Genomic DNA, 18,145 nt, shown 5'->3' with positions numbered 1-18,145 from the left:
GGAAGCCGTAGCATAGCGTTTCTCGCTCCCGTCCGTATGACTGGGCGGGCGCGCAGCGGCTACTGACGCCCCAGGCTGTGATAGAACGCCGCGAGATTCGCGATGTCCGCATCGGACAGCGGCTTCGCGACCATCGACATCATCTCGTTCGTGCGCGCGCCGGACCGGAAGTCGTTCAGCGCCTTCACCAGATAATCCTCGTTCTGCCCCGCGAGATTCGGCGCTTCGGGAATCTTCGCGATGCCGTCGAGGCCGTGGCACGCCTGGCACTGCACCGCCTTCGCGCGCCCGGCCGCGAGGTCGGCCGCGCTCGCGACCTCCGCCGCGCCGCCGCCGTACCACGCGGCCGCGAGCAAGGCGGCCGCGAAGCGCGCACGCGTCATTTCGACGACCCGTACGAGATGCGATAGATCGCGCCCGCGTAGTCGTCCGACACGAGCAGCGAGCCGTCCTGCAACTGCTGCACGTCCACCGGCCGGCCCATGTATTCGCCGTCCGGCGCGAGCCAGCCTTCCGCGAACACCTCGGTCTGCCCGACCGAGCCGTCGTCGTTGACCGGCGTGAACACGATGCGCGCGCCGATCGGCTTCGTGCGGTTCCATGAACCGTGTTCGGCCGCGAAGATGCCGCCCTGGTACCTGTCGGGGAACATCTTGCCGGTATAGAACGACATGCCGAGGTCGGCCGCGTGCGCCGCGTATTCGACCTGCGGGAACACGACGCCGGCGGGCGGCGTGCTGTCCTTGTATTCGGCCGTGCGGACGTGGCCGCCGCCGTACCACGGGAAACCGAAGTTCTGGCCGGCCTGCGGCGCGTGGTTCAGCTCGCCGGGCGGAATGTCGTCGCCCATGCCGTCCACCTGGTTGTCGGTGAACCACAGCGTCTTGTCCTTCGGGTTGAAGTCGAGGCCGACCGAATTGCGCACGCCGTGCGCGTAGGTCTCGCGGTTCTTGCCGTCCTGGTCCATCCGGATGATGCCGGCGAGACCGTTGCGGTCGAGTTCGGCCAACTGGTCTTTCGGCGGCACGTTCCACGGCTGGCCGAGCGCGATGTACAGCTTCTTGTCCGGCCCGATCCGGCACGCGCGCGCGCCATGGTTGAAGCTCTCGAACTTCGTCGGGATCAGCTTGCCCTGCGGCACGACGACCGCCGCCGCGACGTCCGGGCCGCCCTCCCCGAAGAACTGCGCGGCCGGGAACGCGAGCACGCGGTTCTGCTCGACGATGTACAGCACGCCGTCCGGCGAGAAGCACACGCCGTTCGGCACCTTGAACGTGACCGAACTCGCGAACGCGACGACATCGTCGGCGACGCGGCGTTTCGTGCGGTCCGTCACCTGCCACACGCGCGCCTTGCGGGTGCCGACGAACACGACGCCGGTCGATGGCTCGATCGCCATGTGGCGCGCGTCGGGGACCACCGCGTACAGGTCGATCCGGAACCCCGGCGGCAGCTTGATCGCCTTCAGGTTCTGGCGCAGCGCATCGGCGCGCGCGCCGGTCTGCGGCACCTGTTCGGCCGGCGCGGTGTTGCCGGTCTGCTGGAAGTTCGACAGCGCGGTCACGTTGTCCTGCGCGGCATGCGCGGCCGGCGCGGCGGCGAGCCACGCGGCGGTCACGGCGAGCGGCAGAAGCTTGAGCGTTGCGTTCATCAAAGCGTCTCCTTTTTATAAGGGTTGTACGGCTCGTGAAAACTGCAACTGCTGGCTGGGCATGGCGACGCGCGGGCCGCGTCCGGATAAGGCAGCCGCCCGCTTACGGCTGTCTCCTCCGGGTCCTGGGCGGACCGCGGCCGTCGGGCGCTACCGAAACCGGTTCGTTCGCTGCACGCGCAAAACACTAGAGTTATAGACGATGTTCGTTCGAACGGAATGCGAGTGAAAGCATCGGCGTCCGCGAACATTCGCGGTGCATCGCGCAACGCAAGCTGGCCGCGCGAATGCGGCGACGAAGGATTTCAGCGGGCTTTCGGCAGCGGATCGTGCCGGCGCGGCATCGCGACAAGAGGAGCGTTCACCTGTCGTGAAGGGAAAGCGCCGGGCCGAACGGCCCGGCTCGATAACGAAAAAAGAGAAACGCGGGCTGCGGTCGCGGCCCGCGACCGCCTCACAGCCGGAACGTGTTGACCGCCGCGTGCAGTTTCTTCGCCTGGTCTTCGAGCGACTGCGCGGCGGCGGCCGCCTGCTCGACCAGCGCGGCATTCTGCTGTGTGACCTCGTCCATCTGCGACACCGCCTGGCCGACCTGGTCGATGCCGCGGCTCTGCTCGTCGGACGCGGCCGCGATCTCGCCCATGATGTCGGTCACGCGCGACACCGCGCCGATGATCTCCTGCATCGTCGTGCCCGCGCGGCCGACCTGCTCGCTGCCCGCGTTCACCTGGCCGACCGACGTGTCGATCAGTTCCTTGATCTCCTTCGCGGCCGTCGACGAACGCTGCGCGAGCGAACGCACCTCGCCCGCGACCACCGCGAAACCGCGCCCCTGTTCGCCGGCGCGCGCGGCCTCGACCGCCGCGTTCAGCGCAAGGATGTTGGTCTGAAACGCGATCCCCTCGATCATCCCGATGATGTCCGCGATCTTCGACGAACTCGCGTGGATCTCGTCCATCGTGCCGACGACGTTCGACACCACGTCGTTGCCGCGCCCGGCGATCTCCGATGCGTTCGATGCGAGGCCGGTCGCCTGCCGCGCGTTGTCCGCGTTCTGGCGCACGGTGCTGGTCAGTTCCTCCATGCTCGCGGCGGTCTGTTCGAGCGACGCGGCCTGCTCCTCGGTGCGCGCCGACAGATCGACGTTGCCCGCTGCGATCTGCTTCGACGCGGTGCTGACCGACTCGGCCGAATCGCGGACCGAAACCATCACTTCCGCGATGCGGCCCATCAACTGGTTGAACGCAAGCGCGGTGCGGCTGATCTCGTCGTTGCCGAACACCGGCGCGCGCTTCGTCAGATCGAGCGCCGCGCTCGCCGCTTCGAGCGTGCGCTCGATGCCGGCCACCGAACGCTGGATCGAACGCGACAGCACGAAGATCCAGCCGACCACGACGACCAGCACCACGCCGAGCACGATGACGACGGTGAGCACCGCGTTGCGGCTCGTGCGCTCCGCCGTGTCGGCCGCGACCTGGCCGCGCCGGCTCGCTTCGCCGATGATCGACTCGATCGACGCGCGCATCGGCTCGAAGTCCGAGTGGTACAGATCGACGACCTTCTCCTCGGCCGTTTTCGGATCGTTCGCGGCGAGCGTCATCAGCTGGCGCGACTTGTCGTCATAGCCCGCCCATTGCGCGCGCAGCGTGCGAAGACGCTCCTGCTGCTCCGGCGACGCGAACAGCGGCGCGATAACGTCAGACCATTTGGCGATGTTTTGCTCGGCGTCCGAGAAAATGTGCTTCGTGTCGTCGGACGCCGCGTCCAGTTCAACGGTGGACAACGCGCTCGCCTTGATCTCCGTGAGCCCCCGCACCTGCGTTTCGCGGCGATGCGCAGCCGCCTGCGCTTCGTCGACCGAGCGAAAGCCGAGCGCCGTCACGACGATGCCTCCCGCTATCGCGACCAGCGTGACGAACATGAGGATCTGGAGTTTGAGCTTGATTGTCATGAGGGATACTTCGCAAGGCAGTTGAAGGCAGGATGGGAAAACGTCGTGACACCTTCGGGTTTACGGCAATCGCCGCGTCAACTTGAGACGGAAACGCCGCGCGCCGCTTGTATGGACAACGTTATGAATCTCGACCGGTAGGGTCGCATCACGGCAATTGCTTAGGATCTCCATCTATTTTTCAATATCCTGTCCGGATGGTCGGCACCAACGTTCGGTATCGAATGTTTGCACAAACTGCAGTCGGCGCGTGAAATCGATTTAACACGCGCATCCATGCTCCGTTATCTCCGGCGTTGTCCTACCATGAAGCGATAACGCCACGAAAGGAGACCTGCGATGCCGACCGCCACGTTGAATTCTGCCCGGGTTTATCTGCTCGACTTGCAGCTTCCCCCGGTGGATCACGCGCATGCGCCGCTGCTGCTCGACGCGTCCGGCCCGTCGTTCGACGCCGGCAAGGACCAGGCGGTCGTGGTCGGCTCGGGAGTCGTGACGTTCGCGCAAGGGGTGCCGCCCGAGCGCCGGCAGTCGGTGACGAATTCGCTGCTCCTCGCGCAACTCGTCGCGCGGCGCAACGTGCCGGACGCGAGCGACCTCGACGCGTGGTACAGGCAATACACGTCGGTGCTCGCGAACATCGGCTGGCTCGTCGAGACGACGAGCACCACGCAGGCCGTCGACAGCGGCACCGAGTTCGAGACGCACGACGCGGTGCTGTCGATCGCGACGTCGCTGCTCGGCGGCGGCGCGCTGACCGCGCTGAAGCTGATCGGCACGACGCTCGACGCGCTGTCCGGCCTGGACACCGGCAAGCCGTGGATCACGATCTTCGATCGCGAGACGCGCACGGTGAACGCGTCGAACTTCCAGGTCGCGCTCGCGGAACAGTCGCCGGACGGCCGCTTCGTCGTGTCGATCATGGCATTCGTATTAAAAGGCACCGCCGCGAGCACGCAGGTGCTGTTCTTCCGCGCGAAAAAACAGGACGTGCAGTTCTCGCATTACGCGTCGAGCGCGGACATCGACGTGACGATACTCGACTCGCTCGAACCGGACCTGAGCAACCGCGTCGCGCAACACAGCAAGGCGTACATCAGCCAGTTGCCGGACCTGTGAGCGTGCGCGGGCCGGTCGTCAACGCGCCGCTCGAACGGTCACGCGCCGCCGACCGGCACCGGCGCCGCCCACGCTTCGAGGTTCGCGAGCAGCGAGCGCGCGGCGTCCGCCTCGGGCGGCTCCGCGCGCCGCGCGTATTCGGACAGCACGAAGTCGCAGTGGTCGTACACGGACATCCAGTACGCGGCCGCGGGCAGCCGCCGTTGCAGTTGCATCAGATCCAGCGCGATCAGCGCGCTGTTCAGCGCAAGGGTGCGCTCCGCGACGCACTGGAAGATCCACACTTCGCTGCGCGCCGCGCGGCTCCAGAAATCCGGCTCCGCGCTCACGCGCTCCGGCAGCGCATCGACGATCCGCGTCCAGTCCGCCGCGTAGTCGCCCGCCTGCGCCGCCGCGAGGTGCGAAACCAGCTCCGCCGCGCAGCGGTTGATCCGCACGTAATACACGTCGCCGTTGTCGCTCGCGACGCCGGCCGCCTCGGCGGCCTGATAGTGGCCCATCGCCTGCGCGATCGCGGCGACCTCCGCGTCGCGGCAGCCGGCATGGCGCTCGATCATCGCGAGCCGCTTGCTGACCGCGCCGCATAACGACAGCCGGTCCATCGTCGGAAACATCGCGACCAGTTGCGCGAGGCTCGCCAACGCCGCGCACAGCAGCTTGCGCGCGGCATCGACGGCCGGTTGCAGCAGCGCGGCCGACCCGCTCGCGGACGCCGTCCGCACGCGCTGCAACGCGAGCCGCACCTGGCTGCGGATCAGTTGCTCGGCCGCGTACATCGTCGCGGTGCAGTCGTTCGCGGCGAGCGCCTGCCGATAGAACTCGACCGCCTGTTCGAGCGAGCCGGCCTCCTTCCACGCGGTCGCGAACGCCTCGGCGACCGCGCCCATGCGCCCCCAGTACGGCGGCGTCGTCGCATAGTTGCGATGCAGGAACCGCAGGCGCCGCACCGACGCGGCGACGTCCGCGCTGTTCACGCGCAGTTCGGTCTGGATCTGTTCGAGCGCGATCAGCAGCCCGTGCGACGAGGCAATGCACGCGTAGTCGGCGGCGAGCGCCGCGTCGTCGTCGCGCTGCGCGTGCTCGTCGGCCTGCGACTCGTCGGGTCCGGTCCGCTCGTGCAGGCACCAGTCCGGGTCGCCGTAACACTGGTACGCGGCCCACGTGTTGTTCGCCGGCGTCCACGCGGCCTCGCGCGCGACCGCGACCGCATCGACGAAACGCCGCCCGTCGAGCAGCGCACGATAGAAACTCGTCGCGAACTTCGACGCCGCGTCGTCGTCCACGGCCCAGCCCGCCGCAACGACGCAGCGCACGCCGATCCGGATCAGCGCGTCGGCGACGCTCGCCGCGAAATACGGCCGATGGATCGACGGCGGCGGCTCCGCGTTCAGCAGGCTCCCCGGATCGCTGCGCGCGAGATAACAGCAGTTGATGAACACGAGTTCCGGCACGCGCTGCATCTTCGCGAATTCGTCCGCGCCGAGGAACGTGCCGTTCGACAGCACGACGCCGCCCGCGCGCGACGCGGTCTCCGGCGTGGCTTGCAGGCCGTAGCCGCCGTAAGGACTGTAGGGTCCATACGGTCCGTAGGATCCGTATGGACCCGCTCCCTGGCCGCCGCCGTTCGCGCCGTTGAGCGCCGCGCCGGCCGCCGCATTCGCACCGCCGTTGAACGCCGCGCCGTTCATCGCGCCCGCGCCGCCGACGAACGCGCCGCCGCCACGCGCGGCCGCGGCCGCCGCCACCGCGCGGTTCGCGGCGACGGCCGCGGCCGCCGCGCGATCCATCGCCGGCTGTCCATGCCCGGCGATGTGCACCACGCTCCAGTCGTTGTCGAGCAGCCTCACGACGATCTGCCGCGCGTCCGGCCCGCGTTCGGTGTCGGTCGCGCCGACCAGCGCGGTCACGCCGCGCGTGTTGCCCAGGCTGCCCTGCAACAGCGCCGCGACCTCGCGCACTTCGCGCCGCGCGCCGGGCAGCAGCGGATAACGCGGATCGTCCGACGACGGGTCGCCGATCAGCAGGATCGGCGCGCGGCGGCCGGTCTCGTCCACCTGGCGGCGGAACTCCTGGGTGCGCAGCTTGCGCAGCAGCTTCGCGCGGATCGCCCATGGCTTGTGATCGCCGCCGGCGCTGTCCGCGTCGCGGCGGCTGTCGAGCAGTTCCCACGGAATGCCGGCCGTGCCCGCGTCGAGTTCGAGCTGCATCTCGCTCGCGCCGTCGAGGAACGGCCGCATCTCGACCGGCACCAGCAGCTTGAACAGCGTGCGGCCGATGCTGTCGTCGTTGCCGGTGTTCGACGACGCGACGCTGACCAGTTCCTGCAACAGCCGCCCCTGCGCGGCGACCGCGCGCACTTCGGTGCGCGCGCGGCGCGTGTCGAGCGTATAGACGATCGACGCGCCGCCGTCCTCGTCGATCTGCGTCGACGCGGTGAAGAGGTCGAAGTCCGCGCCGCGATAACTCGAATCGAGCGGCCGCAGCAGCGCGCCCGGCCCGCCGCGCACGTAGCCGCGCACCTCGTAGCAGCCCGGCGACGTCTTGCTCAACAGTTGCAGCGAGCGCCACGCCTCGGTCGCGCGGTCGAGAAACAGTTCGACCAGACTCAGTTGCTCCACCTGCGGCCAGCCGGCCGCCTTCAGCAGCCGGTTGGCCTCGTACACGCCTTCCGCGACCGAACGCGCGGCGAGGCCCGGCGTCATGCCGGTGCCGCCGCTGCCGATCAGCGTCGCCGCGAGTTCGAACGGCGGCGGCGGCGGCGTGCCGTCGAGCGTGCGCGCGGCCTCCGCGAGATGCTGCGCCCACGCGATCACGCCAAGCCGCACGGCGGTCGCGAGCCCGCTCACGCGCAGATGCCCTTCGTCGCCGAGGCCGGCGACCACGACGCCTTTCGGGCGCGGCACGTCGCGCAGCGGATTGGTGCGATCGACCGGCGCGTTCACGAAGATCTGCTGCGCCTTCAGTTCCTGCGGATAACGGCCGAGCCGGATCGACGTGCTCATCGCGCTGCCTAGCAGCCAGTCGAGCACCGCTTCCGCGCCGGCGAGCACGCTGCCGCGATAGTGGCCGACGAGCACCGGCTCCTCGACGAAACGCAGGTTCGCGTTGACGACCTCGACCTTCAGCGGCGCGCCGCGGTCGGCGGACGCGCCGGCGGGTCTGGTCTGGCCAAGCGACAGCCCGCGAGTCGGGGCGGGGAGCGTGGTGGCCGAAGCGGCGGCGGTCGCGGTTTCAATCTCGATGGATTCGGCGGACGACGGCGGCGCTTCGGCCCGCATCGAAGGCGCGACGCCGACGTCGGTCACGCCTTTCGCGTCTGACGATTCGGCCGCGAGGTCGGCCGCGCCCGCGACGTCCGCGTCGCTTTCCGCGCCCGTGCCGCCCGCCCCGGCGGACTGCGCCGCGTCTTGCTGGACGTCCACGCTCAGCCTCCCGCCACGCCGGCGACACCCGTTGCGCCGGCCGCCGTGGCCACGCCCGCCGCGCCCGCCGCGCCCGTCGTAGCCGTCGTAGCCGCCGGCACCGCGACACCCGGCAGCGCGGGCCGGATCGCCGTGTCCGCATCGCAATGCACCGCGTACAGCAGGCCGAGCGGATTGCGATGCCGTTCGAGGAACTCGCGCCGCAGCGCGAGCACCGTTTCGCCGAGCGTTTCGCCGCCGAGGAAACGATCGAAGAACCGCAGCGCCCATTCCTTTGCGAACAGCGCGGGCGTCTTGCATTCGGTTCCGATCACGCCGCGCGCGCCTTTGTCCATGAAATAAGGCGCGAAACCGTCGTAGAACGTCGGCGACATTTCCGCCGATTCGCACGCGTTGATGAACACGAGCGGCTTGCCCGCGAGCCGCGCGGACGACGGCGCGCCGAGCTTCAGGTCGTTCAGGCTGATCAGTTGATCGGTCAGTTCGAGCTTCGATCCGCCGGGGCCGACCGGATCGGTCAGATTCGTCGACACGGCATGGCAGTACAGGTACAGGATCTGGTCCGGCGTTTCGGCCTGCCGCAGCGCGTTGATGAAGTCCGCGCGCTTCGTGCGGTCCGTGATCGTCGTGCCGCTGCGCCCCTTCCAGAACGCGCGCTGCGCGGCGACGACGTCCACCCCCATCGCCGCGTCGATCCCCTCGTGGAAATTGAGGCTCACGTTCAGGCTCGGCGCGCTCGCGATCTGCGGCTCCATCACCGTCATCGGATTCTGCAACGGGATCTGCTCGATCACGTGGCGCATGCCGAGGAAGTTGTCCCAGCTGAGCGGCACCGCGCCGCTCGCGTCGCCGAGATACAGCAGCGGCCACGGCACCGGCAGCGTCTCCGCAACGATCTGGATCTTCAGGCGGACGTCCGGCTGCGTGCCGAGCTGGCGCAGCGCGTTGCCGACCGCGCGCACGTCGTCGCCCGCGCCGGGGCCGTCGAACAGCGTAATCATCAGCAGCGCGCCCGCCTGCGCCATCACCGGCAACGCCGCGTCGAGCGCGGACTGCGGAATGTCGATGCCGCTCTGGAACACGTAGCCGCTCGCCGGGTCCTGGTACATCACGACCTGCATCAGGTTGCTGCGCGCGTCGCGGATGTACGCGTCGATCAGGCCGGCGTTCACCGGCAGCCGCACGTGCGTCGCGACCGCGCCGCACAACACGCATTCGTAGCCGTTGCCGGCTGGATAGATCTGCAGGCTCAGGTCGCGCGGCTGCAACACCGCGACGCCGCCGAGCGCGCGGCCGCGCGTCTCGACGTCCGTTTGCGCGCCCGCGCCGGCTGCGCCGGCGACGAACGTCAGCGCCAGTTGCTGGATGAACTGGCCGTCCTTCAGGACCGTCGCGGTCAACGCGCACGGACCGTCGTGGCGCGGCGACAGGTCGAAGCGCGCCTTCGTGTAGCCCTTGCCCGCGCGCGGCACGCGCATCGGCGCGGTGTGGCCGGACGTGTCGAAGTCGTCGGTGTCGAGCTGCACGGTCAGCACGACGTCGTGCGCGTCCGGCGCGAACACGCCCTGTTCGACGAACGGCGACGACGCGCCCGCCGACGCCGGCAACTGCTTCACGTCGACGCCGAAGCCGAGCGTGTACCAGTTGCCCTTCACGAGCGGATCGCCGGGCGCGAGGTCGTCGAAGCTCGCGTTGATCCAGCGCGGCGGGCCTTCCACGCCGGCCTGCTGGAATGCGCTGCTGGGAGCGGCCGGCGTGGCCGGTGTTGCCGCCGGCGGCGGTGGCGGAGCAGCGGCGGCGGGCGGCGCTTCGAATGCGAAACCGCCGCCTGCCGCTGGAGCCGCTGTCGCGTCAGACCCGTCGTCGATGCCGAGCAGGCCGCCGCGCTTCGGGCCGCTGCCCACGCCAGCGAATGTGCCGCCTGCGCCAACGCCGGCAGCCGCCCCTGCGCCGACCCCAACCGGCACCGCAACCGTTGCCGGCACATCGAACCCGAACGCTCCATCGACCGACGCCGCAAGCGTCCGCCCCTGCCCGGCGTCGCCCGCGAGCGCGGCCGACCAGAACGCGTGCGCGACTTCCGGATGCGCGATGTCGCTATGCGCGCCGGCCGCTCCGTCGCCGTTGCGGATCACGTCGCTCGCTTCGAGATTGACCACGCGGGCCGCGCCGAACTCGTACGGCGCGCCGCTGGCCGCGATGGCCTGGTCCACCGCATGGGCGACGCCCTGCAGCCCGAACGCGCCGACGCCGCCGTACTTCGGAAAACTGCCTTCGCCGAGCAGGTACTGGTCCTTCACCGCCGCGCCGAGCGGATAAAAGCGGCCGACCGCCGTGTCGTACTTCGAGCGCGTCGTGACGATCGGCCCGCGCACCAGCCCGTTCATCACGATGCGCTGGAAATAACCGGGCTTGCCGGGCGCGAACGGCACGTCGTCCGCATACGACCACAGCGACAACGCGCCCTGCACGAGCATCAGCGAATCGACCGGACGGCGCAGCGCGACGGCCCCGCCGCCCGCGACCATTCCCGACGCGACGATGCAGCCGAAGCTATGCCCCATCAGATGAAAACGCGCGGCCGGCGCGGCGTCCTGCATCGCGACCAGCAGCGCGTGCGCGCCGCTTTCGCCGAAGCGGCGCGCGCGATCCTTCATGGTCCAGAACGACAGTTGACGCAGCGGCGCGAGCACCGCGTCCCGGATCTTGTCGCCGATGCCGAGCAGCCCGGTCGTTGCCGCGGCCGCGGTGCCGGCCGTGCCGGGCGTGCCGGTCGCCACGGCCGCCGCCGTCGCCGCGACGGCCACCGCCGCGCCGGCCGCGCTCGCGGCGGCGGCCTCGTCCTTCGCGACGCGGTTCACGATCTGCTGCGGGTCGAAGCCGTCCTGGTCCGCGCCGGGCCGTCCGCCCGCGCTGCCGGTGCGCAGCCCGGACGCGTTGAACAACGCGGCGAAATCGTCGAGAACCGAGGCGGGCAGCGCCGTCGCGGTCGCCGTCTGCGCATAGCCGAAGATCCGGCCCAAGGCTTCGCGGGTCGTGTCGGCATCGGTATCGCCGAACTGCTCCGCTAGCGCGTCGATGTCCGCGTCCGGCGACGCGCCGCCGCCGATTCCGAGCAGACCGCCCGCGCCGGCCGGCACCGTCTCCATGCCCCACGGCAGGCTCGGCCAGTGCAGCCCGATCACCATCGGATTGAAACCCGCGCGCTGCGCCTGCATTGCGGCGACGTCGCCGCCGCAGCCGGCCATCGCCGCGATCCAGCGGTTGTACTGATCGATCGCGGCCGGCACGTCGCCCTGCCAGCCGTGGCTGCAAACGAACACGTCGGTGACCGGATTCGCGCGATCATTAAGCCGCGCGGCGATCGCGCCGCTCGTCAGGGAACCGTCCGCCTCCGCGCGCTCGTTGCCGTCCTTGTCGAACAGGATCAGGAAATACGCGATGTCGCTGCCGGGAACGTCGAGTATCGGCATGTCGTGTCTCCTCGTTTTTGTTCGTTCGCGCGGCGGCCTGCGCGCCGCGTCCGTGCGCGGCTACGCGAGCCCCTGCTCGAACAGCACCGCCTCCAGTTCGCGCCGGCGCACGAGGCCCGCGAGGCTCGGATCGTTCGCCCACAGGCGCTTCATCGAACGGATCTGCGCGGGAATGTCCTTCAGGTTCTGCTGCTGGAGGTCGTCGTGGATCGCGCGCATCTCGCGATAACGGTCGCCGGCCGCGTTGAACGACGCGCCGCGGTTGTACACGAGCGACACGAGCGCGCCGAGGCAATCCGGCGACAGGTCCCCGGCGGCTGGCGGCAGCGCGGCGAGCGTGCGCGCGGTGTAGCGCGGAATGTCGGTCTGCCCGAACACCGAGTTCGCAACCGAAAACGGCACGGACACCGCCTGCAATTGCGGCAGGATCTGGTTCGCCGCCGCGCCGGTCTTGCCGCACGCGGGGGCCAGCATTGCGACCGCGCTCGCGCCGATGCCGGGCGTCCAGTCCTTCGCGAGACTGTCCGCGTTCACGTAGCCGATGTCGTAGCCGATGCCGATCGTCACGCCCGACTGCCCCTTCGGCCAGACCGGATGCACGTACAGCTTGTCGTACGCGGCCTCGCTGCTCACCTCGAACGCGACGATCATGTCGATCGCGCGCGACGAGATCGGCGCGACCGCGAGCAGCAGCACGGGCGGCGGCACATGTTCGCTCTCGAACAGCTTGCGCTCTTCGTCGGGCGACGTGCTCGCGGCCAGCAGGCCCGGCGTGCGGATCGTTTCGGAAAGGAGTTCGTCGAAGGAAGCCATGCGGATTACCTTTTTCGGGCGTATACGTCGTACGCCTTCCGGTCGGCGCGCCGCGCATCGGGCGACGCCTCTACGGGAAGGGCCGGGCCTGCCGGGGATGGAGGCGGACGACCGCGATGCGACGTGCCGCGCCTCGCGCGCACGACGCCGATAGGCCGACGCCGCGGGTCTCCTCCGTGGGTGATGAATGAATCGGCTACCGCAAATCCTGTGTAAGCATAGGCGAAAATCAACTCGCCGCAATGGTCATTTTTATCGGATTTATTGGCGATGCTGGATAACGGTTCATTCGGATTTACCCGAATCGTTCATTCGGTTCGAGGTTTGCAAATCAAGCGTGGGCGGGCCTTTTCGGCCAACGTTTCATGCCCGGATCAGGTTAACCGCATTCGATTGATAACCATCGAATTACCGGTTTTCTCCAATCGCCGATTAAAGGCTTTATCGTCTGATTAAAATGCCGGCGTTTCGCGAACGACACCGGCCGTCCCGAATCCGCCACACGATGGCCGGATTGCTCCGCACCGCCGCGATGCGCTCGCCGGCCGTTACCCGTAAACTGGCGTCCTGGCAGGCCGCCGGTGTTTCCAATCGGAACCTCGCGGGCCGGCCCTCATGTCTCGAAACCGGACCCTCTCATGTTGCTCGTGCTGTTTTATGTGCTGATCGCGCTCGCTTTCGGCGGCTATACCACCTGGCTGCTCGCGACCGTGCTGCCGCAGTCGCTGCTCGACCGCGCGTCGCGCCACGGCCGCTTCGCTGACCTGAGCGACGAGCCGACGGCGGTATCCGATACGAAAACGGCCGCGCCGCCGATCGCGGACAAGAACGCGAGCCGTTGCTGATCCGGCAAGCCGCGCACCCGCCCTGCCGCCTGCCGGCCGGGGCATCCCGTCGTCCCGACAAGAACTTCCGTTCGCGCCGATGACCACCATCGCCATCCTGATCTTCCCGGGCGTGCAGGCGCTCGACGTCACCGGGCCGCTCGACGTGTTCGCGGAAGCGAACCGGTTTCTTCTTCCGCACGAACGTTTCGAACTGGAAATTCTCGGCACCGAGGACGGCCAGATCCGCTGTTCGAACGGGCTCGACATCCGCGCGCATCGCCTGTACGCCACCGCACCCGCGCAATACGACCTGCTGCTGGTCGCCGGCGGCCCGGTGCTGCCCGGCGCGAAGTTCGACGAGTCGCTGTACGCATGGCTGCGCGACGCCGCCGAGCGCTGCGCGGGCATCGGCTCGATCTGCAACGGCGCGTTCGTGCTCGCGCGCGCTGGGCTGCTGGACGGCCGGCGCGTGACGACGCACTGGAACGACGCGGCGGCCCTCGCGCTCGAATGCCCGTCCGCGATCCTGTGCGCCGACCATCTATACGTGCAGGACGGCAAGCTCGTGACGTCCGCCGGCGTGACGGCCGGCATCGACATGAGCCTGTATCTGCTCGCGCGCGAACGCGGCCGCGAACTGGCGTTGAACGTCGCGAAACGGCTGCTGCTGTTCAGCCATCGCGCGGGCGGCCAGTCGCAGTTCAGCCCGTATCTGACGCCGTACGTCGAGCCGACGTCAGCCGTCGCGCAGGTCCAGCAATACGTGCTTGCGCATCTGCGCGAGGATCTGTCGCTCGCGGTGCTCGCGAGCGTCGCGAACATGAGCGTGCGCAATCTGACGCGCGTGTTCGCGCGCGACGCGCAGACGAATCCGTCCGACTTCGTCGAAAGCGCGCGGCTCGACGCCGCGCGCGTGCTGCTGGAAACGACCGGGCAACCGGTCAAGACGATCGCGTATGAATGCGGCTTCGGCGACGCGCACCGGATGCGCGCGGTGTTCCGGCGACGCCTCGGGCTGTCGCCGCAGGAATATCGCGCGCATTTTCTCGAACCGGCCGCGCGCTCCGCTCAATCGTAGTAGTCGTCGCTGAGCAGCATGTCCTCGTAGAACGCGCCGAAGCGGTGCTGCGGATCGCGCAGATGGATTTCGAGGATCCAGCGCAGTTCGGACGGCGCGGCCTCCAGGTCCGCGAGCGAGCCGGTGTAGATCGCCGCATGCGGGAAATCGGACACCCGATGCCCCGGCAGGTCGAAGTTCAGCTCCCAGCCCATCGACTTCGCGGTGCGGTCCGCGAATGCGTACAGGTCGTGTCCGGTCAACCGCTCGCGCAGCCACACGTCGCGCACGTCGTGAAAAAGCCGTTCCGCGTCGTCCGCGCAGCGCCGGTATTCCGGCTGATGCCCGACGACGAACGACTGGCCCGCGTCGCCTTCCCACGCCTCGACGCGCGGTGCGATGTCCAGAAAGAAGAGGTCGTTCTCCTGCAGCACGACGCCTGGCGCCGACGCGAGTTTCATCGGCTTGATCGTGTTCGGACCGAAGCGCACGCGCGTCGGGTGCCAGCTCAACTGCATGCCCGAATCGACGAGCACCTGCTTCGCCATCTCGACCGCCTGTTCCTCGACCATGCCGGGCCGCACCTTCGCCGCGATGTCGCGGATCGCCTGACGCGTCTTTTGCCGGGCGACCAGCATTCCATCGACCGAGAAGGCCGGGCCGACCCGCTCCGCTCCATCGTTCACTGCCGTGCTCATGTTGCGCGCTCTCCATCGTTTGCCGGGACCGGAACGGCCCCGTCGCTGCGAAACGATTATGGGTCGGCGGCGCGCATGAACCCAGTGCTAGCGGCGGACGATTCGGGACAAATGGCGGACGAAAGACGCCGTGCGTCGAGGTGGGGCGGATCGGAAAATTTTGGGTGCGATGCGCAGGAAGCGAAACGTCGTGCGGCTGCGGGGGTATAGAAACGCACACGGCGGCCGCGCTTCATCCGGCCGCCGCGCCCGTTCACACTCGATTACTTCCGCGCCGGACTCCCCGCGCCCTTGCCATTCTTCTTCGAACGCGGCGGCGCTTCGCCCGCGATATCGTCGGACGCAATCTCGTCCGCGATCGCATCCCGATCCGGCGGCGGAGACTTCGGCGGCTTCGCAGGCTTCGATGCCGCCCTGGGTTCCTTCACATCCGGCTGCGTCGCGATCTTGCTGATCGTCACCTGCCCGCTATCGCTGTCGTACGCGATGGCCGCGGTGTCGCCGGTCGCCAGCGTATCGCGGAGGATCTCTTTGGCGAGCCTCGTCTCCACGTCGAGCCGCACCTGGCGCTTCAGTTCGCGCGCGCCGAACTCCGGCTGATAACCGGCATCGACCAGATGCTCGACCAGCGACGCGTCGATCTTCAGCGTGATGCCCTGCGCGGCCGCCGTGCGCACCACGCGATCGAGCTGGATCTGCACGATCGCGCGGATGTTCTCGCGCGACAGCGCATGGAACACGATGATCTCGTCGATGCGGTTCAGGAACTCCGGCCGGAAGTGGCCCTTCAGCACCTTCATCAGTTCGTCGCGCAGCGCCTTGTCGGTCGTCCGCGCCGCTTCGGGACGCGTCAGGTTCTCCATGATGATCGCCGAGCCGAGGTTGCTCGTCGCGATCAGGATCGTGTTCGAGAAATCGACCACGCGCCCCTTGCCGTCGGTGAGCCGCCCATCGTCGAATACCTGCAGCAGCACGTTGTTCACGTCCGGATGCGCCTTCTCGATCTCGTCGAGCAGGATCACGCTGTACGGACGCCGCCGCACGCGCTCGGTCAACTGGCCGCCCTCGTCGTAACCGACGTAACCCGGCGGCGCGCCGATCAGCCGCGCCACCGCATGGCGCTCCATGTACTCGCTCATGTCGATCCGGATGATCGCCTGTTCGTCGCCGAACACGACTTCCGCGAGCGCCTTCGCGAGTTCGGTCTTGCCGACGCCGGTCGGCCCGAGGAACAGGAACGTCGCGATCGGCCGGTGCGTCTGGCCGAGCCCGGCGCGCGACAGCCGCACCGCGTCGCTGACCGCCACCACCGCGTCGTCCTGGCCGACCACGCGCTCGCGCAGCGTCTCCTCCATGTTCAGCAGCTTCTGGCGCTCCGCCTGCGTGAGTTCCGTGACCGGAATGCCGGTGAGCCGCGACACGACTTCCGCGACCGCCTCGACCGTCACCTCCAGCGTCTCGGAGCCGGTCTTGCGCTGCCATGCCTCGGTCGCTTCGTCCAGCGCGCTCTGCTTGTCGCCGATGCGCTCCTCGAATCGCTTCGCCTCGTCGAACCGCTTGCGCGACGACGCATAGTCCTGCTCGCGGCGCAACTGCGCGATCTCCGCTTCGAGTTCCTGAATGGCGGCGGGCCGCGACGTCGAGCCGATCCGCACCCGCGCCGCCGCCTGGTCGATCAGGTCGATCGCCTTGTCCGGCAAGAAGCGCGTGGTGATGTAGCGGTCCGCGAGTTCGGCCGCCGCGACGAACGCATCGTCCGCGAACGTCACCTGATGATGCGCTTCGAGCTTGTCGCGCAGCCCGCGCAAAATCACGATGGTCTGCTCGACGGTCGGCTCCGGCACCAGCACCGGCTGGAACCGGCGTTCGAGCGCCGCGTCCTTCTCGATGTACTTCTGGTATTCGTTCAGCGTGGTCGCGCCGATCAGGCTCAGTTCGCCGCGCGCGAGCGCCGGTTTCAGCACGTTCGCGATGTCGAGGCCGCCCTCGCCGCCGCCCTGCCCCGCGCCGACGATCGTATGCAGTTCGTCGACGAACAGGATCAGTTCGTCATGCTTCGCGGTCACCTCGTCGATCAGCTGTTTCGCGCGCTCCTCGAATTCGCCGCGATACTTCGCGCCCGCGACCATCGAGTTGATGTTCACTTCGACCAGCCGCTTGCCGCGCAGCACTTCCGGCACGTCGCCGTTCACGATGCGCTGCGCCAGCCCCTCGACGATCGCCGTCTTGCCGACGCCCGGCTCGCCGATCAGCACCGGGTTGTTTTTCTTGCGCCGCGCGAGCACCTCGATCGTGCTTTCGATCTCCTGCGCGCGGCCGAGCACCGGATCGAGCTTGCCCTGGCGCGCGAGCACCGTCAAATCGCGGCCGAACTTGTCGAGCGTCGGCGTGCCGGTCGGCGTATCGACGCGGCCGTCCTCCGCGCCCTTGCCGACCACTTTCACGACCTTCTGGCGCAGCGCCTCGGGCGTCACGCCGTACTTCTTCAGCAGCGTGCCGGCGATGCTCTCCGGCACCGACGCGAGGCCGATCAGCAGATGCTCGGGGCCGACGTACGAATGGCCGAGATCGCGCGATGCCTGGAACGCGAACTGAAACGCCTTCTTCAGCCGCGGCGAGATCGTCATTTTCTCGATCGACGCGTCCGGCGACGCGGTGCCGGTCTGCGCGTGCGCGTCGATGTAGCCCTGGATGTCCTGCGGCGACAGCTTCAGTTCCTTCAGCAGCGCGACGACGACGTCGGTGTCCGCGAGCACGTACAGCAGATGCTCGCTGTCGAGTTCGTTGCGGCGCAACTCGTGGGCCTTTTCGGCCGCGCGTTGCAGCAGTTCCATCGTCTGCTCGCTGAACGCGTCGGTCGGATCGACCGATTCGCGCGGCACCTCGGCCGACCATGCGTCGTCGGGCTCGTCGTCGTGCGGCTGGCCGTCCCCGCCGTCGCCGAAGAAACGCGACAGCCCGCCGCCGCCGAGCAGCGAATCGAACGGATTCAGCATGCTTTGATGGCGCATCAACTGGCGATAGTCGTAGTTGCAGATCGACATCGTCCGGCGTTCGCCGTTTTGCACGACGGTGACCCGCGCGACCGCGGGACGGACATGGCAGATTTCGCAAAGAGAGGAAGGCATGGCGCG

11 protein-coding genes are annotated in these 18,145 nt (G+C 68.6%); 3 read left to right on the top strand and 8 right to left on the bottom strand.

The window, feature by feature from the left end:
- Positions 1 to 59: 59 nt before the first annotated feature.
- From BLV92_RS25555 to BLV92_RS32960, 3 genes are all read right to left on the bottom strand, one after another.
- Entirely contained in the window at positions 60 to 383 is a 324-nt protein-coding gene (locus tag BLV92_RS25555; protein ID WP_110332479.1) for a c-type cytochrome, read from the bottom strand.
- Entirely contained in the window at positions 380 to 1,651 is a 1,272-nt protein-coding gene (locus BLV92_RS25550) for a PQQ-dependent sugar dehydrogenase (protein WP_090550515.1), read from the bottom strand. Before BLV92_RS25550 ends, BLV92_RS25555 begins: the two co-directional genes overlap by 4 nt.
- Positions 1,652 to 2,105: 454 nt before the next feature.
- Positions 2,106 to 3,602: a methyl-accepting chemotaxis protein gene (locus BLV92_RS32960; protein WP_090550512.1), complete on the bottom strand. Its 1,497-nt coding sequence runs from the start codon at positions 3,600 to 3,602 to the stop codon at positions 2,106 to 2,108.
- Positions 3,603 to 3,941: 339 nt separating this feature from the next.
- Here BLV92_RS32960 and BLV92_RS25540 point away from each other — a divergent pair, with 339 nt between their 5' ends.
- Positions 3,942 to 4,721 (top strand): hypothetical protein, encoded by a 780-nt coding sequence (locus tag BLV92_RS25540; protein ID WP_090550510.1) that lies wholly within the window; start codon positions 3,942 to 3,944, stop codon positions 4,719 to 4,721.
- A gap of 38 nt (positions 4,722 to 4,759) precedes the next feature.
- Here BLV92_RS25540 and BLV92_RS25535 read toward each other — a convergent pair whose 3' ends face one another.
- Genes BLV92_RS25535 through BLV92_RS25525 form a run of 3 tightly spaced genes read right to left on the bottom strand, consistent with a single transcriptional unit; the run spans position 4,760 to position 12,429 of the window.
- The gene (locus tag BLV92_RS25535) at positions 4,760 to 8,143 is read right to left on the bottom strand and encodes a CHAT domain-containing protein (protein WP_143040730.1); all 3,384 of its coding nucleotides are present in this window, start codon (positions 8,141 to 8,143) and stop codon (positions 4,760 to 4,762) included.
- A gap of 2 nt (positions 8,144 to 8,145) precedes the next feature.
- Entirely contained in the window at positions 8,146 to 11,616 is a 3,471-nt protein-coding gene (locus BLV92_RS25530) for a CHAT domain-containing protein (protein ID WP_090550504.1), read from the bottom strand.
- 60 nt (positions 11,617 to 11,676) lie between these two features.
- Entirely contained in the window at positions 11,677 to 12,429 is a 753-nt protein-coding gene (locus BLV92_RS25525; protein WP_090550501.1) for a lysozyme family protein, read from the bottom strand.
- 638 nt (positions 12,430 to 13,067) lie between these two features.
- Between BLV92_RS25525 and BLV92_RS25520 the strand changes: the two genes are divergently transcribed.
- Complete coding sequence (locus BLV92_RS25520; protein WP_090550499.1) at positions 13,068 to 13,274, top strand: hypothetical protein; 207 nt, start codon at positions 13,068 to 13,070, stop codon at positions 13,272 to 13,274.
- A gap of 79 nt (positions 13,275 to 13,353) precedes the next feature.
- Complete coding sequence (locus BLV92_RS25515; protein WP_090550496.1) at positions 13,354 to 14,334, top strand: GlxA family transcriptional regulator; 981 nt, start codon at positions 13,354 to 13,356, stop codon at positions 14,332 to 14,334.
- On the opposite strand, the gene BLV92_RS25510 is transcribed toward BLV92_RS25515, so the two are convergent.
- Both BLV92_RS25510 and BLV92_RS25505 read right to left on the bottom strand, forming a co-directional pair.
- Positions 14,325 to 15,011 carry a M24 family metallopeptidase gene (locus tag BLV92_RS25510; protein ID WP_090550495.1) on the bottom strand — a complete coding sequence of 229 codons (687 nt, stop codon included), beginning with the start codon at positions 15,009 to 15,011 and terminating at the stop codon, positions 14,325 to 14,327. The two genes, BLV92_RS25515 and BLV92_RS25510, sit on opposite strands and share 10 nt — an antisense overlap.
- Before the next feature lie 263 nt (positions 15,012 to 15,274).
- On the bottom strand, positions 15,275 to 18,139 hold the full coding sequence (locus BLV92_RS25505) for an ATP-dependent Clp protease ATP-binding subunit (protein ID WP_090550492.1): 2,865 nt from the start codon (positions 18,137 to 18,139) through the stop codon (positions 15,275 to 15,277).
- Positions 18,140 to 18,145 lie beyond the last annotated feature (6 nt).

This window comes from Paraburkholderia caballeronis (assembly GCF_900104845.1).
Taxonomy (GTDB): domain Bacteria; phylum Pseudomonadota; class Gammaproteobacteria; order Burkholderiales; family Burkholderiaceae; genus Paraburkholderia; species Paraburkholderia caballeronis.
Note: the sequence above shows the minus strand (reverse complement) of the source record. Positions and strands in the feature narration are given on the sequence as shown.

Coding starts and splice junctions, on each gene's coding strand:
- BLV92_RS25550 (WP_090550515.1), bottom strand. CDS start 1,651: ATGAACGCAACGCTCAAGCTTCTGCCGCTCGCCGTGACCGCCGCGTGG.
- BLV92_RS32960 (WP_090550512.1), bottom strand. CDS start 3,602: ATGACAATCAAGCTCAAACTCCAGATCCTCATGTTCGTCACGCTGGTC.
- BLV92_RS25530 (WP_090550504.1), bottom strand. CDS start 11,616: ATGCCGATACTCGACGTTCCCGGCAGCGACATCGCGTATTTCCTGATC.
- BLV92_RS25510 (WP_090550495.1), bottom strand. CDS start 15,011: ATGAGCACGGCAGTGAACGATGGAGCGGAGCGGGTCGGCCCGGCCTTC.
- BLV92_RS25515 (WP_090550496.1), top strand. CDS start 13,354: ATGACCACCATCGCCATCCTGATCTTCCCGGGCGTGCAGGCGCTCGAC.
- BLV92_RS25555 (WP_110332479.1), bottom strand. CDS start 383: ATGACGCGTGCGCGCTTCGCGGCCGCCTTGCTCGCGGCCGCGTGGTAC.
- BLV92_RS25540 (WP_090550510.1), top strand. CDS start 3,942: ATGCCGACCGCCACGTTGAATTCTGCCCGGGTTTATCTGCTCGACTTG.
- BLV92_RS25505 (WP_090550492.1), bottom strand. CDS start 18,139: ATGCCTTCCTCTCTTTGCGAAATCTGCCATGTCCGTCCCGCGGTCGCG.
- BLV92_RS25520 (WP_090550499.1), top strand. CDS start 13,068: ATGTTGCTCGTGCTGTTTTATGTGCTGATCGCGCTCGCTTTCGGCGGC.
- BLV92_RS25525 (WP_090550501.1), bottom strand. CDS start 12,429: ATGGCTTCCTTCGACGAACTCCTTTCCGAAACGATCCGCACGCCGGGC.